We start from the raw sequence: 15,425 nt of genomic DNA on the forward strand, positions 1-15,425 counted from the left end.
ATGAACATTTTATTATTTACAACGATATACCCTGGTGCTGAGGCTTTCGGAATTCCTTCTGATACAAAAACTGTTCACTATTTTGCGAAAGAATGGAAGAAGCAGGGACACCATGTCGAAGTTATTTACTTATACCAAAACGCAATAAAAAAGATCAGACCTCAAAATTTAAAAGAGATATTTTATAGTGCAGAAAATGTTTATGTATATGAAGGCATTTCAGTTCACCTTTTTCGGTATCAGTTGCTTGTACCCCATGCAATTGAGTTGCAGACCTTTCAAATGAGAGATTTTCAAATTAAAGTAGAAGCTTGTATAGAAAAAATAGGCTTTGATGCGGACTTGACTGTTGTCCATTTCCCAATGTCTTTTATTGGGTTTGATTATCATAGGATTTCGAACCGTGCGAAATTTGCAACACTCCATAATTGTGATTTGCAGGGACTCGGCAAATTCTCTATAGATACAAGCCAAAAGTATATGGAGCAGTTTAATTATTTTGGGTGCAGAAACAAACAAATTAGGAAGGAATTTTATAGAAAGTTCGGTATAAATTCAGAATTGATTTATTCTGGGATTTCAAGTGAATTGTTAGCAGAACCTGCATTTATACAGAAAAAGGCATCTACTAAAAAAGAAATTGTAAAAATTGTATTTAGTGGTAACCTAATACCATTAAAAAATGTAGATATACTGATTAATGCAATAAGTAAGGTTAAATTTGTATACGATTTAGAAATAGTTGGTAGTGGAAGTGAAGAAGAAAAACTTGTGAGTCTAGTGCGGAAGTTGGGTATAGGAGAACATATACATTTTAGAGGGCGAGTTTCACGCAAGGAATCGGTTAGGTACATAAAAGACGCAGATATTTTTGCAATGGTCAGTAGCCCAGAAACATTTGGCTTAGTCTATTTGGAAGCGATGGCACAAGGATGTATCGTTGTTGGAAGTAAAAATGAGGGGATAGACGGCGTAATTAAAGATGGGTGCAATGGATACTTAGTTGAACCCAGAGACATAGATGCTTTGGTATCTATACTGGAATCAATATACTCACTAGATGTAAGTGACAAACAAAAAATAATATTCAATGCATATAATACCGCACTATCGATGACTGATGGACAAATGGCTGAATCGTATCTAAATATAGTCAGGAAAGGAAATGGGTGATGGAGCAAGTAGTTTCTTTGCGAGAGAAAACATATGAATATAGAGTATCAAAGTTACTTGTTATGGTAGTTTCAATACCGCTTTTCACTAATGCAGTGGGAAGCGCATTAGCATATGTTGGGTTATCGACACAAATCTCTACTCTCATAATTTATTTGCTTGTTTTTATTTATGGATTTTTTAAAGTTATCCCTCTATCAAGAAGAAAATTGGGACAGTTGTTTTCCGCACTGTGTGTTACAGGCATCACTATGGCACTGAATTACTATTTTGTGCCCGAGAGCAGAATCTATTTTAAGGCCAATTCGATGGAATTGACTTTAATGGTTCTAATTTTTATCCCGACTGCAGTTTATGTTGTAGGCTTAAAAAGTTTTGAATTATTCTTTGAAGGAATGAGAAAGATAGCCCTAATTACACCGATTTTGGCTCTTATATCATATTATTTTTTTCATATATATAATCTGATAAATTATATGGTGTTTTCAATGATGGTGTTGCCAGGCTGCTTAGCTGCGTATTATTTCTTTAGTAAGAATAAAGGGAACAGAATTATATATTTGATCTCTTATTTAGTTAATCTGTATATGCTTATAATTTATGGTGGGCGTGCAGCCTTTTTGGCAGCTGTTGTTTATGTTCTTCTTCTTGAGGTAGAAAAGTATTTGGAACAAGACAATACAAAAAAGGTGATAATATTCTCGCTGTTAAGCGCCTTGCTCATTTTAGCAGTTGTATTTGGTGATCAATTACAAACCGCATTATTGTCTATATTAAAACCATTTGGGGCATCAAGTAGAGTTGTAGAAACCATTATCAAAGGAAGATTTTTTGAATCAAACGAAGTTGGTGGTAGGTCAACCATATATGCTTTTGCTAATGAATGCTTGTCTAATATGAATCTTTCTATTGGCGGATTATTTGGAGACAGGATTGCGCTTTCAAGATATATGTCAGTCGGCGTTTATAAAACAAATTATGTGCACAATTTTTATTATGAAGTTTTACTTTCGTATGGATGGGTTGTGGGGACAACAATTGCTGCTTGGGTTACATTAAAAAGTGTTTTTGCATTTTTTCTTCCAGAAAATACAAATCACAGAGAATTTGTTATATATATGCTTTGCTTGGAATTTGTAAGACTACTAGTATCTGGCAGTTATTTAATAGAAGGTCCGTTTTGTATATTTGTCGCTTCATTGATAATGACTAAAATACGAAAACACCGAATAGAAAGATGAGGAGAAATACTCATGAGAGTTTTAGTTGATAGTTATAACTTAGTAACGCAAAATCCTTCGGGAGGCGTTAAAGTTAGGATAGAAAATTATATTAGACATATTGAAGGGAAAGTAGAAATTAAAAGATTTGATAAATGGGTCGATAGAGTTGATGAGTATGATTTGGTTCATATATTTAAATCCAGTTCTGAAAGTTGGACGATGATGAAGTATGCACATTCTAAGGGGATCCCTGTGGTTGTGTCATCTGTTGTTCCGAGTGAGAAAAGGCTTGCAATTTGGCTAAATAGATTACTGTGTTCTAAGTTACCAGTTTATTCAGATCGATATATGAATGAACTAGTATTGAAGAATGCTGACGCAATTATCGCTCAAACTGAGATAGAGAAGCAATTTATAGCCAAAAATTTTAGGATATGTGAGAAAAAGATATACGTTATCCCTAATGGTGTTAGTCTAGATTTGGAGAGAGAAATTTCTGCAGACTATTTTTTCTCTCGAACAGGAATTGAGGGAAAATATATACTTCAAGTTGGAAGATTCGATGAGAACAAAAACCAGTTAAGCGTTATTGAAGCTGTAAAAGATACAGATATGCAGTTGGTGTTTATCGGAGGTGCTGACAAGGAATGTCCTGAATATTATGAGATATGCAAATCTTTAGCTGGAAAGAATATACGTTTTCTTGGCTGGGTAGATCATAATGACATTCTTTTACAAGCCGCTTATCGTAATGCACAAGTGGTAATTCTTCCATCACATAAGGAGATATTTGGGAACTCGTTATTTGAAGGAGGCGCTTGTGGCGCAAACTTAGTAGCATCAAAAGTTTTACCAATCAACGAGTGGGGACTATCAGAATGGTGTAGCACGATCGACCCAAAAAATATTGCAGATATCAAAAATAAACTTCAGAAAATGTATGAAGACGATAAGAATAACTTGTTGAGTGAATTTATTGTAAAGAACTTTTCTTGGGAAGCCGTAACGGATAAATACATAGAAATATATAGGAGCCTGTTAAATACATGACTAAATATGGAATTCTATCAAAACTTTATAGCATAATAACGACAATAGTGCAAAAATGTAAATGGAGTAACCAGTTGAAGCCATATACTGGGAATTGCAAGGAACTTCATATTGATAGAAAAAAAACTTTGGTAATTTCACCACACGCAGATGATGAATTGATAGGTTGCTATACATATTTAATTGAAAATACACCATTAGTTTTTCTATGTTCAATGACAGGTAGTAAACATGATGTGGAGAACAAAAGAGTTAGAGAAGAAGAATTCATTGCGTTTTGTAAGCATAAAAATATTCCTTATTGCATTTCAAATGTTGAGTTGAAAAGAGATCTGCTCAATGTGCTTCAATCATATGAACCAGATAGGGTTTTGCTACCTTCGGAAGTTGATTGGCATTATGAACACCGTTTTGCAAATAGTATTCTATTAGATTGCTTGTCTGAATTAAACAAAAAACCCGAGATTGTGTGGTATCAGATTAGTGTTCCTTTTCCAATAGAGAGAGTCAACCGAGTTTTAAAGATGTCGGATGCGATATTTAAAGAAAAGTGGAATGCATTTTTTTTGTATTACAAAAGTCAGAACAATATAAATCAACCAAGATTCAGATTTATAGAGAAAAAACAATATAACGACGGCATCTATGAGAAATATATTTGCATGTCCTTTGAACAATGGAGATGCGCTATATTAAAATTAGGTGAAATAGAATCAGACCTTGACAGCATGAAATCATACATAAATGATCTAACAAAATTGTTTCGAAAGTCAATAAGTTTTTATGATCGCATATTTGGAGGGCAAGAATGAAGAAAGTAGGAATCATAACCTTTCACGAATCAGATAATTATGGTACATGTTTACAGGCGTATGCTATTTCCTCTGCAATTTCGAATTTAGGGTATACCACACAGATAATTCCTTATGTAAGATCGATAAAAAATATAGAACTTAAGCATTCTACGACTGAAAGGATTAAGTATGTATTTCAAAATTATGGTGTTACAGACATCATGTTAAGAAATAAGATTTATGCTGAACAAGTAAAACGGACAAAACTCTTCTCCAGTTTTAGAAACTTATATTTGCCGTATGGAGATGGTAAATATACTACAGTAAGGGAGTTGGAGAATAGCAATGCTATATATGATGCTTATGTATGCGGAAGTGACATGATATGGTCACCAGATAGAACTGATGATTTAGCAGTTTATTTTCTACAGTTTGCTCAAAAAGGAAAAAGGGTGGCATATTCTCCTAGTTTTGGTTGTTCTTCATTAGAAGGCTACGCTGATATTCCGTTCGAGAAGTATATAAGTGAAATTGACTATCTTTCGTGTAGGGAAACAAGTGGCATTGATATTTTACGAAATTACACAAGTTCTTATGCTACACACACGATTGATCCTACGTTGTTAATTGAGCAAGCCGAGTGGAATAACATTGCACAGAAAACCTATAACCATCCAGATAAATATGTTTTAGTTTACTTATTTGAAGGAATTCCCACATGGGCAAGAAAAACAATCAGGAATGCAGCCAAATACATGAATGCTGAGATTGTAGAAATTCCAATGATCCCCAAACAATATGCAGCAAATATAAGGAGAGGGATTCCTGCTATTGGTCCAGAGGAATTTATTACCCTATTTCAAAATGCTGAAATGGTATTTACCAATTCGTATCATGGATTGATGTTCTCCTTATTGTATAAAAAACCATTCTACGTGATAGAACGAAACACGACTTCCTCCTGGGGAAGATATGAGGATCGCTTGTTGTCTGCCCTAAGATATTTTGATTGTACAAATCGTTATATATCTAAAGACACAAATTTTGTGGCTGATTTTGATATGGATTTTGATTACGTGAATACGATAATCAATAATAGCCGTGAAATGTCCTTGAATTATTTAGGGAATTCATTACAAAAAGCAACAGAAATTGGAGCAAGATATGAATAAAACAGAATTTAATAACTATTTAAAAACAGAAGTTTATAAATTTGTCCCGCAGAATTATATTATAAACGTCTATAGAAGGTGGCGGCAGATTCATTTAGTTCCATCCGCGCGTGCGTGTTACTTTATACGGAAAATGCAATATCACGCCTCACAAAATGGAAAAATAAATCAATATTTATCACAAATATATCATATCAGGCTTGTGAAGGACTTTGCTTGTTATGTGTCACCAACTGCCCAGATTGACTTGGGACTCCATTTACCACATCCCACTGGTATTGTCATAGGGGCAGCTGTGATCATAGGAAAAAACTGCTCGATCTATCAAAATGTAACTATTGGTGGCGCAAATATTGGGGATGCGGCGAAAAAGCAGCAGCCTCATATTGGTGATGAATGAACTTTTTTTGCGGGAAGTATGGTGTTGGGTAATATTTTTGTTTCTTCAAATTGCGTAGTTGGGGCAAACAGTGTTTTGTTAGAGGATGCTTCTTCAGGTGTATATGTTGGTAGTCCAGCAAGATTAGTTCATGCGTTGAATAGTAAATAATTTTTTAATTCAGAAAAGTCAATGGGGAAGTTAGCAGATGGATTATATATGTGAAAAAGATAAATGTGTTGGATGTGGTTTATGTAGTATAGTCTGCCCACAGAATTGCATTCAAATGGAGTATGATGATAAAGGATTTCTTGTGCCATCCATAAATACCGAATTATGCATTAACTGTAATTTGTGTATAAAGTCATGTATTGTCAATTCGAGCCATAGCAAAAATAATTATATCACAAAATATTATTTAGCGCGGCATAAATCGCGTAGAGTTAGATTTGAAAGTTCTTCAGGAGGTGTTTTTACTGCATTAGCAGAATGTGTGTTGAAAAAAGGTGGTACCGTAATAGGTGCAGCTTACAATAAGGATTTTACCGTCAGACATATTGCTATAACTAGCATTGAGCAATTAGGTTTATTACGAAAATCAAAATACTTGCAGAGCAATACAAATGTAATCTTAAACGATTTAGATGAAATTCTCTCTTCATATAACACTGTACTTTTTTGCGGAACGCCGTGTCAATGTGACGCTGTAAAAAGATTATCACACAATAACCATAAACTTATTGTATGCGATTTGATTTGTCACGGCGTACAAAGTCCCGGTTTTTTTCTAAAAGCATTAAATTATATGGAGAATATACAGAAATCAAAATGTGTCAGCATAGACTTTAGGTCAAAAATTAACGGGTGGGCGAATGCATGCACTACAGTAGTCCGGTTTGAAAACGGAAAAGTAATTAATCGACGTCTGAATGATATACCTATAGGAAGCGCTTTTCTGCATAACCTTTCGATTAGAGAATGCTGCAATGAGTGTCGTTATAGAGGATTTGAACGTGTAAGTGACATTACAATAGGCGATTTTTGGGCCGTTCGTGACAAATGGAATTTTATAAGGAAAAATGGAGATTTAGGTTATTCGAGTATTATTGTTAATTCCGAGATTGGAGAGAAATTACTACGTGAGTCTTCTAGAGAATTAAATATGGAAGAATCGACTATCGATGACATGAAGGTGGCCAATGGTCCACTTTGGAAACCTATTGAATCTAATCCAAATAGGCATCAATTTTGGAAAGACTATTGTAGCCAGCCTTTTGAATATATCGTTGAAAGGTATCTAAAGGTCGATTATAAGGCACTATTTCGTTGGCATATTCGTAAATTAGGGAGAAAAACCGGATTGAGGAATGTTTATTATTGGACTAGGGGGATGCTCAAATGAATAACCCCTTGAAGAATGATTATATTTTGAGTATTACTGCAAAACTTTCTATGGCGATAATTGGTGTTATTTCGTCTGCATTTTGCACGAGATATCTTGGTGTAGAATATAAGGGAGAATATACATTTATTCAACAAGCGGTGAGTGTTATAGCTTTGATATTAAACTTAGGCTTCTATCAGTCATATGCTTTTAACTTTCGAAAATATGGAGAAACTGTATATAAAAAATATATATCGCTGTTTTTCGCTCAATTTATAGTATATTGTACACTTGCCGTTATTATAGCTGCTGTATCGAGAAATCTTCAAATTGCCTTGATAGTTATTCTTGCACCAGTTCAGATATTAAGGATACAGATGGATAATATTATGTTAGTGCAGAATATTAGGATCAAACTTATTGCAAACATTATTAATAGTGTGGTTACTGCTGCTTGTTATGGTGTTTTTTGGGTTTTGCTTCCAGCATCCGTTTTTCCAGTTGTTATGACTGTCTTTTGCGCTGATTTGTTAATAGTGGCTATTTATTTGATAAAAGAGAAAACAAGACTGACTTTGAAGTATTTTGATGCCGAATTCTCAAAATCCGTATTGAAATTTGGCATAGTTCCAATGCTGGCCTCTCTTCTTGTGACTTTGAATTATAGTGTTGATATTTTTTTCTTAAGACGTATGGGAGAACCAATCGAACTGAGTTATTACTCTCTGGCAGCAGGTATTATGAATTATGTATGGTTAATCCCCGATGCCTTTAAGGACGTTGTTTTTTCAAGGGTCGCTAGAGAAGAGAAAAGTGCCTCGATTCCGTTTGCAATTAAATGTTCTATTATAATATTAATTGCTATGGTTGTAGGGTTTAGTCTATTTGGAAAAGTGTTCATTACAATTATGTATGGCGTTGAATTTGTGAATGCGTATTCTGTTACCATGATTCTTTTTCTTGGTGTCTTTTCCATGGTTCTTTTCAAAGTTTTGGGAATTGTACTAATTGCTGAAGGCAAAAGAATACCATATTTTCTTCTCTTGCTTGTTAGTGTAATTTGTAATGTTGTTATGAATTTAAATTTGATACCAACATATGGAATGTACGGCGCGGCAGTAGCATCAGTAATTTCTTATAATATGTGTGGCTTAATGTTTTTGTTTTACTATGCGCATGCACATCATGTTAATCCGTTTGTGTTTATTATACCTACTAGAAGTGACTTTAAGTTACTGTCTAAATTAATTAAAAGGGGAAGATAAGCATGATAAAATATTTTGTTCTTTCATCTATCGATTACAGTTAAACATTGCTCTATTTTGAATTTTCAAAAAATTATTTTAGAAAGGACTAGAATTATGAACCTGTACGAAAAAATTAAATCAAACGAAGAATCCCTCTCCTTAGTCGGCTTAGGTTATGTTGGAATGCCAATTGCTATTGAGTTTGCAAAGCGCGGCGTGAAGGTCATTGGCTTTGACCTGAATGCTGCAAAGATCGAAACCTATAAGTCTGGGAATGACCCCACCCATGAGGTAGGTGATCAGGCAATCAAAGAGACGACTGTGGAGTTTACGGCGGATGAAACAGCTCTGCGCCGGGCAAAGTTCCACATCGTTGCCGTACCGACCCCTGTGAACGATGACCACACGCCGAATCTTTCCCCTGTTGAGGGAGCAAGCCGGATCCTTGGTCGTAATCTGACCAAGGGTTCCATCGTGGCTTTTGAGTCCACCGTGTTTCCTGGCGTGACGGAGGATATTTGTGTTCCGATTCTGGAACAAGAGTCCGGGCTGAAGTGCGGCGTAGATTTCAAAATCGGTTATTCGCCGGAGCGTATCAATCCCGGAGATAAGGTGCATCGGCTCAATACCATAACGAAGATTGTATCCGGCATGGATGAGGAAACCTTGGAGAATGTGGCAAAGGTTTATGAAATTATTGTGGATGCGGGTGTACATAGGGCAGAGTCCATCAAAGTGGCTGAGGCCGCAAAGGTAATCGAAAACAGCCAGCGCGATATCAACATCGCCTTCATGAACGAGTTGTCCATCATCTTCAACAAGATGGGCATTGACACACTCGCTGTTTTGCGGGCGGCAGGTACTAAGTGGAACTTCCTGAATTTCCGTCCCGGACTGGTGGGCGGCCACTGCATCGGTGTTGACCCGTACTACCTGACCTACAAAGCGGAGGAGTTGGGCTATCACAGCCAGATTATCCTTTCCGGCCGTCGCATCAATGACGATATGGGCAAGTATGTGGCCGAGCAGGTTGTGAAGAAACTGATTGCTGCTGAACTTCCAGTGCGTGGCGCGAAGGTCGGTATTCTCGGATTTACGTTCAAGGAAAACTGCCCAGATACCAGAAATACAAAGATCATCGACATTGTTAAGGAACTGAACGAATACGGAATTTATCCGTTGATCGCGGACCCGTCTGCGGATGCAAATGAGGCAGAAACACTGTATGGTGTGAAATTCTGCGATATATCTAAGATTAAAGATTGTGATGCAGTTATTCTGGCTGTGGCGCATACGCAGTTCGCAGACTTGACAATGGAGCAGGTGGCTTCCATGTTCAAGGCGCAGGAGAATAATAAAAAGGTATTGGCGGATATCAAGGGATTGCTTGATAGAAGGGCATATGAGGATGCCGGCTACAGTTATTGGAGGCTGTAAGCATCTGGAGAGCGTCAGCATTAAGGAGGTAGCAAAATGGGATATAAACAACTGGTTTTTAATAAAGATTCATTATTTCTGGTGACAGGTGGAGCCGGCTTTATCGGCTCTAACCTGTGTGAGGCGATCCTGAATATGGGATACCGTGTCCGTTGTCTGGACAATCTTTCTACAGGTAAGCAGGAGAATGTGGATCTGCTTATTGACCACACAAATTATGAGTTTATCAAAGGTGATATTACAGATTTTGATACCTGCATATCTGCCTGCGAGGGCGTAGATTTTGTTCTAAATCAGGCAGCATGGGGCAGCGTTCCGCGTTCCATTGAAATGCCACTTTATTACGAGGAAGTCAATATCTGCGGTACCCTGAACATGATGGAGGCGGCAAGGCAGAAAGGTATAAAGAAATTCGTGTATGCTTCTAGTTCGTCTGTATATGGCGATCATCCAGTACTGCCGAAGAAGGAAGGACAGGAAGGAAATCTTCTCTCTCCGTATGCATTGACCAAGCGTGTAGACGAGGAATATGGAAAGTTATACTACAAGTTGTACGGCTTGGACACATACGGGATGCGCTACTTCAATGTTTTTGGCAGACGACAGGACCCGAATGGGGCATATGCTGCGGTTATTCCTAAATTCATCAAACAACTTTTGAATGACGAGCAGCCGACCATCAACGGCGATGGTAGACACAGCCGTGACTTTACTTACATTGAGAACGTTATCGAGGCAAATCTGAAGGCGTGTCAGGCCAGCCATGAGGCGGCAGGGCAAGTTTATAACATTGCCTACGGCGGGCGCGAGTACCTAATAGACATTTATCACACACTGACTTCCGTCCTTGGCAAGGATATCGAACCGAAGTTTGGCCCGAACAGGAAAGGCGACATCAAGCATAGCAACGCTGACATCAGCAAGGCGAGGGAACTGCTGGGGTATGACCCGGAATACAGTTTTGAAGATGGAATCAAATTGGCTATAGACTGGTATAAGGAGAATTTGTGAGGTATTGTATTATGCAGTATTTATATAATGTGAATTTGAAGGATTATACAACCTTCCATGTGGGGGGGGGTGGCTGATAGTTTTTATATTCCCGAATCGGTTAATGAATTATTAGATTTGTTATTGGAATTAAAAAAGGAACACTTATACATCCTATCTGGTGGCTCAAATTTACTGATTAACGATCAAAAAAGATATGCGCATATTATCTATATGAAAAGTGTTGATTGTTCTTTTGAAAACTATGGTAATGGACTTTTTTATATAGGAGCGTCAGTAAGGATTCAAAAAGTTATAAAAGAAGTAAATGAAGCTGGTTTTGGTGGATTTGAAGAACTTATTGGACTACCTGCCTTATTCGGTGGAGTAGTCTATATGAATGCAGGTATTGGTGGAAAAGAGCACCCGAAATTTAATATATCAGATTTTGTACTCCGTGTTAAAGTGATAGATAAAAGTGATTGGAAAATTAAATGGATAGATAGGGCAGATTGCGACTTTGATTACAGAAAGTCTGTATTTCAATTAGATGGATTCATTATTCTTGGCGCGGAGGTGCAATTAGACGAACAGATGCCTGAAATATCAAAAGAGATAATCCGAAAGCGTCAGGCAGTAATCAAAGACTCTCAGGAATTTTTGAAAGGTACATTTGGATCTATATTTGCAGAATCTAATAGAAATGTACGAAACCTTGTCGCTTTAACTCATAAGAAAAAAGGCGGCGTTAGTTTTGGGACGAAAAACACAAATTGGTTTTTGAACGATGGAAATGCCTCGTTTGAAGATGCAATATATTTGATACATAAATGCGAATCTATGCACAAATTGTTCAGACAGCCCATATCAAGAGAAGTGATAGTTTGGGAATAATTATTTCTAATTTACTTTAGGCTGATTCATTAAATGAAAAGTATAGAGTTGATTTGCTATGCGGATGTACCACAGAACATGATGTATGCTATCGTGAAAAGCATTATCCTTCAGTTAAAATTGAATCTGGTATGGTTGATGCACATCTGAAAGCAACGTGAATAACTACTACGGATAGTTGATCGAATTTTCACATATAAAACGCTAAAATCTATAGAAACAGGGGATCTTGTTATATAATATGCCTGTTCAAATCAAATAAAATATGATAAAGTTATAACTATTAGAGTACATTTCGTATATACTTATAAAAAGGATGAAGACAGCGCAGATGGCAAGCGTTAAGGGTAGAGAATCATTGGAAAGGAAATAGGGATGGGAAATTCATCAATTATCCAGAAGAACAAAATGAAGATTGACAATTATTATGTAAAAAGAGGAAATGAAAGCAGAAAAAATTCATTTTCAGATTTGCAGAAAGATGCAAGAACAACCAATAGAAAAGATGATTATCAAGCATGGTCGGTACCATATGTAGAAAAGGTAAAGAGGACTGGCTAAGTTTGATGGAAGAGTAGCAATAAGTGGATGAGTGAAAACTTTGCTAAAAGTTAAACGGACAGGGATGGATTATTGCCCTGTTCTTTTGATTTATACTGGAGGCATGCAAATGACAAATCAACAAGCAATAGACATTCTATACCAACAATTACATACCCACAGCCAACTACCCACAGTCCCAGAAAAATCCACAGGCAGTCTTCATCTCCTCCAAGACTGCCTCTGGGACGTTCTCCTGGCTTATCAGAATCACCCTTTCCAAACCGTCAAAGGCCTTGAATTCACCTATCACATCAAGGGAAACGAGATGTTCTTCACCAGAAAGGACAAGTCCGTCACTAGGGCAACCGTCAATATAGCCCTTGAAAAGGCCCTGGAGTTCCAGGATAAGACCACCGGAAATGCCGCCTGCATCGTAACAGGGCCAAAGAAATTAGGCTGCTTTGGCGCCAGTTATCTGTATCCGATTTTCATGGGGATCGGCTTGATACAGAAGAAATAGATCAATTTTCGGGCATTTTAGTGCAATAAGGCGAATGTAATTGACAGTATCTATTTTTTTGATGTATATTAGAGAGTGTTAGATTTCTAAGAAGACATCGTGATAGTTTATAATAAAAGTATGCTAGGAAAGCGGCTTTTAAGAAGCCGGAACTGTACTTACAATGAGGAGAAATAGTTATGGAAGAGATGAGAAGAGAAAATGAAGAGGTGGAGATTGATCTTCTGGAAATTGCCCATCTTTTATGGAGAAAGGCCTGGGCAATCCTTTTGTGCCTTATCATAGGAGCGGCACTTGTGGGAAGTTACACCAAGTTCCTGGTGACGCCGCAGTATTCTGCGTCATCAATGATCTATGTGCTGACGAAGACGACGACCGTGACGTCGATCACGGACCTTCAGATAGGAACCCAGCTTACCGCGGATTTTATGACGCTTACCACCAGCCGTCCGGTTGTGGAAGATGTCATTGACGATATGGACCTGGATACTACATACGAGAAACTGAAAGAGAAGATTACCGTGAACAATCCGACGGATACCCGTATTCTGGAGATTACGGCTACGGACCCGGATCCGAAGATGGCGCGCGATATTTCCAATGCAATGGCAAAGGCTACGGTTGAGCGTATTTCTGAAGTTATGGATACGGAAAAGCCGAACATTGTGGAGGATGCGGTGACGCCGACTATTCCATCCAGCCCGAGCCTGGTTAAGAATACGGCGATCGGCGCATTGCTTGGCGCGCTGCTTGCGATCGCGGTGATCGTAATCCGTCATCTCATGGATGATACGATTAAGACGGAAGAAGACGTGAAGAAGTATCTGGAATTGAATGTATTGGCAGCCGTTCCGCTTGAGAAGGGCTCTTCTAAGAAGAGGAAGTCAGCATAATGAAAAATGGACGTAAGAAGTTAGGAGTCTTGTTGCTGATCTTGGCCTTGCTGTGCATAGGATACATTGTATACTATGAGGTGAGCAAGTCTGCAAATGAGAATATCTATGCCAAGGTGCAAAAGCAGGTGGCGGAAGATAAGAAGCAAAAACTAAAGCCCGGGTATATCAGTCCCATCGACTTTGATAAATTAAAGGAGACGAACCAGGATATTTATGCATGGATCGAGATACCCGATACGCAGATTAATTATCCGGTCGTCCAGGGCGGCGATGACGATGCCTATTATCTGAACCACACCATTGACGGTACCGAAGGCTATCCAGGATCGATTTATACAGAAAGGATCAATGCCAAGGATTTTTCGGATTTTAATACGGTCATCTATGGACATAACATGAAGGACGGGTCCATGTTTATGGGGCTTCATAACTTTGAGGATCCCCAATATATGAAAGAGCATCCAAACGTAAAGATCTATACGCCGGAAAAGGAATTGACCTACCGGATTTTCGCGGCGGTGGTATATGATGATGTACATATATTGGAGGCCTATGATTTTTCATCCCAGGAATACAGGCGGCTGTTTCTGGAATCTGTCTATAACAGCCGAGACATGAGAAACTGTATTGACGAGAGCGTGGCGGTGGATGCGGATAGCAAGATCTTGACGCTGAGCACCTGCATTGGCGGGGAGAACAATAAACGCTACATAGTAGAGGCGGTATTGGTAGATGAATAAAAAGAAGTTAGGAATATGTCTGGCTGCCGTTCTTATCATGGTAGTCGTGGCGTGGGGCATATATTCGGCGGCGAAGGATAAGGCAGACAAGTCCGGGAAAACGGCAGTTGCGGATCAGGAGCCGGATAACGAGGAAAGCGATGTAATTACTTATAATGGGAAAAAGTATCGGTATAATACGGATCTAAAGACGGTCCTGTTCCTGGGCGTGGATAAGACGCAGGAGGCAAAGGTCAATTCGACGCCAGGTTACAACGGCCAGACGGATACGATCATACTATATATCCTGGATCGGAATGCCAAAACGGCAAAACGGCTGGCAGTATCCAGGGATACGATGACGGAGATCGCACTTTATGACCAGTCAGGAGAGTTTCTTGCCACGGAAAAGGCGCAGATCGCGCTGCAGTACGCCTATGGCGATGGGGACAAGAAAAGCTGCCGCCTGGTAAGCGAGGCGGTATCCAAACTGCTGTACGGCGTGCCAATCCGCAACTATATCTCGGTGTCCGTTGACGGCATCAAGCCTATCGTGGATGCCATGGGCGGCGTTACGCTGACGGTTCCCCAGGATTATACATATATTGATCCGGCGTTCCAGCAAGGAGCGCAGATCGTGCTGGATGGGGCGCAGGCGGAATCTTATGTGCGCTACCGCGATACCAGCGTCAGCGGCAGCAATACGGAGCGTATGGAACGGCAGATGCAGTTTATCTCCGCCATGTTCGAGCAGTTAAAAGCCCAGGCGTCTTCGGATCTGGGGGGATATGGAAAACTTCTGGACAGTGCCGGAGAGTACATGGTGACCAGCATGACAATGGATGAATTGAAGGAGATGTCAGAGTATGATCTGGATTCTGAGATCATCAATGTTCCGGGGGAGATGACTGGCGGAGCAGAACATGACGAATTTCTTGTAAATAATGACAAGCTGAACGAAATAATCCTGAATTTGTTTTACAAAATTGAGGATTAGTGTTATA

16 protein-coding genes are annotated in these 15,425 nt (G+C 38.7%); all 16 read left to right on the plus strand.

Annotated features, from left to right (window positions below):
- The 16 genes from K0036_RS09000 to K0036_RS09075 all read left to right on the plus strand — a co-directional run bounded on the left by K0036_RS09000 (position 1) and on the right by K0036_RS09075 (position 15,418).
- Positions 1-1,173, plus strand: a complete 1,173-nt coding sequence (locus K0036_RS09000; RefSeq protein ID WP_220431201.1) for a glycosyltransferase family 4 protein — start codon at positions 1-3, stop codon at positions 1,171-1,173.
- Positions 1,173-2,414 carry a hypothetical protein gene (locus tag K0036_RS09005; protein ID WP_220431202.1) on the plus strand — a complete coding sequence of 414 codons (1,242 nt, stop codon included), beginning with the start codon at positions 1,173-1,175 and terminating at the stop codon, positions 2,412-2,414. The genes K0036_RS09000 and K0036_RS09005 overlap by 1 nt, the downstream gene beginning before the upstream one ends.
- A 12-nt stretch (positions 2,415-2,426) precedes the next feature.
- Positions 2,427-3,446, plus strand: a complete 1,020-nt coding sequence (locus K0036_RS09010; protein ID WP_220431203.1) for a glycosyltransferase — start codon at positions 2,427-2,429, stop codon at positions 3,444-3,446.
- The gene (locus tag K0036_RS09015) at positions 3,443-4,258 is read left to right on the plus strand and encodes a PIG-L deacetylase family protein (protein WP_220431204.1); all 816 of its coding nucleotides are present in this window, start codon (positions 3,443-3,445) and stop codon (positions 4,256-4,258) included. The genes K0036_RS09010 and K0036_RS09015 overlap by 4 nt, the downstream gene beginning before the upstream one ends.
- Complete coding sequence (locus K0036_RS09020) at positions 4,255-5,412, plus strand: polysaccharide pyruvyl transferase family protein (RefSeq protein ID WP_220431205.1); 1,158 nt, start codon at positions 4,255-4,257, stop codon at positions 5,410-5,412. Before K0036_RS09015 ends, K0036_RS09020 begins: the two co-directional genes overlap by 4 nt.
- Entirely contained in the window at positions 5,405-5,812 is a 408-nt protein-coding gene (locus K0036_RS09025; protein WP_220431206.1) for a hypothetical protein, read from the plus strand. Before K0036_RS09020 ends, K0036_RS09025 begins: the two co-directional genes overlap by 8 nt.
- A 187-nt stretch (positions 5,813-5,999) precedes the next feature.
- The gene (locus tag K0036_RS09030) at positions 6,000-7,193 is read left to right on the plus strand and encodes a Coenzyme F420 hydrogenase/dehydrogenase, beta subunit C-terminal domain (RefSeq protein ID WP_220431207.1); all 1,194 of its coding nucleotides are present in this window, start codon (positions 6,000-6,002) and stop codon (positions 7,191-7,193) included.
- Positions 7,190-8,440, plus strand: a complete 1,251-nt coding sequence (locus K0036_RS09035; RefSeq protein ID WP_220431208.1) for a polysaccharide biosynthesis C-terminal domain-containing protein — start codon at positions 7,190-7,192, stop codon at positions 8,438-8,440. The genes K0036_RS09030 and K0036_RS09035 overlap by 4 nt, the downstream gene beginning before the upstream one ends.
- Positions 8,441-8,536: 96 nt before the next feature.
- The gene (locus tag K0036_RS09040) at positions 8,537-9,859 is read left to right on the plus strand and encodes a nucleotide sugar dehydrogenase (RefSeq protein WP_220431209.1); all 1,323 of its coding nucleotides are present in this window, start codon (positions 8,537-8,539) and stop codon (positions 9,857-9,859) included.
- Between the two features lie 36 nt (positions 9,860-9,895).
- Positions 9,896-10,870, plus strand: a complete 975-nt coding sequence (locus K0036_RS09045; protein ID WP_220431210.1) for an SDR family oxidoreductase — start codon at positions 9,896-9,898, stop codon at positions 10,868-10,870.
- A gap of 69 nt (positions 10,871-10,939) precedes the next feature.
- Entirely contained in the window at positions 10,940-11,743 is an 804-nt protein-coding gene (locus tag K0036_RS09050; protein ID WP_220431211.1) for an FAD binding domain-containing protein, read from the plus strand.
- Positions 11,744-12,118: 375 nt separating this feature from the next.
- Positions 12,119-12,304 (plus strand): hypothetical protein, encoded by a 186-nt coding sequence (locus tag K0036_RS09055; RefSeq protein ID WP_220431212.1) that lies wholly within the window; start codon positions 12,119-12,121, stop codon positions 12,302-12,304.
- Between the two features lie 109 nt (positions 12,305-12,413).
- Entirely contained in the window at positions 12,414-12,806 is a 393-nt protein-coding gene (locus K0036_RS09060) for a hypothetical protein (protein ID WP_220431213.1), read from the plus strand.
- A 179-nt stretch (positions 12,807-12,985) separates the two neighbouring features.
- Complete coding sequence (locus tag K0036_RS09065; protein ID WP_220431214.1) at positions 12,986-13,699, plus strand: YveK family protein; 714 nt, start codon at positions 12,986-12,988, stop codon at positions 13,697-13,699.
- On the plus strand, positions 13,699-14,442 hold the full coding sequence (gene srtB, locus K0036_RS09070) for a class B sortase (RefSeq protein ID WP_173693307.1): 744 nt from the start codon (positions 13,699-13,701) through the stop codon (positions 14,440-14,442). Before K0036_RS09065 ends, srtB begins: the two co-directional genes overlap by 1 nt.
- Positions 14,435-15,418, plus strand: coding sequence for an LCP family protein (locus K0036_RS09075; protein WP_220431215.1), 984 nt, complete (start codon positions 14,435-14,437; stop codon positions 15,416-15,418). The genes srtB and K0036_RS09075 overlap by 8 nt, the downstream gene beginning before the upstream one ends.
- Positions 15,419-15,425: the final 7 nt, after the last annotated feature.

The organism is [Clostridium] scindens (assembly GCF_019597925.1).
Classification (GTDB): Bacteria; Bacillota; Clostridia; order Lachnospirales; family Lachnospiraceae; genus Clostridium_AP.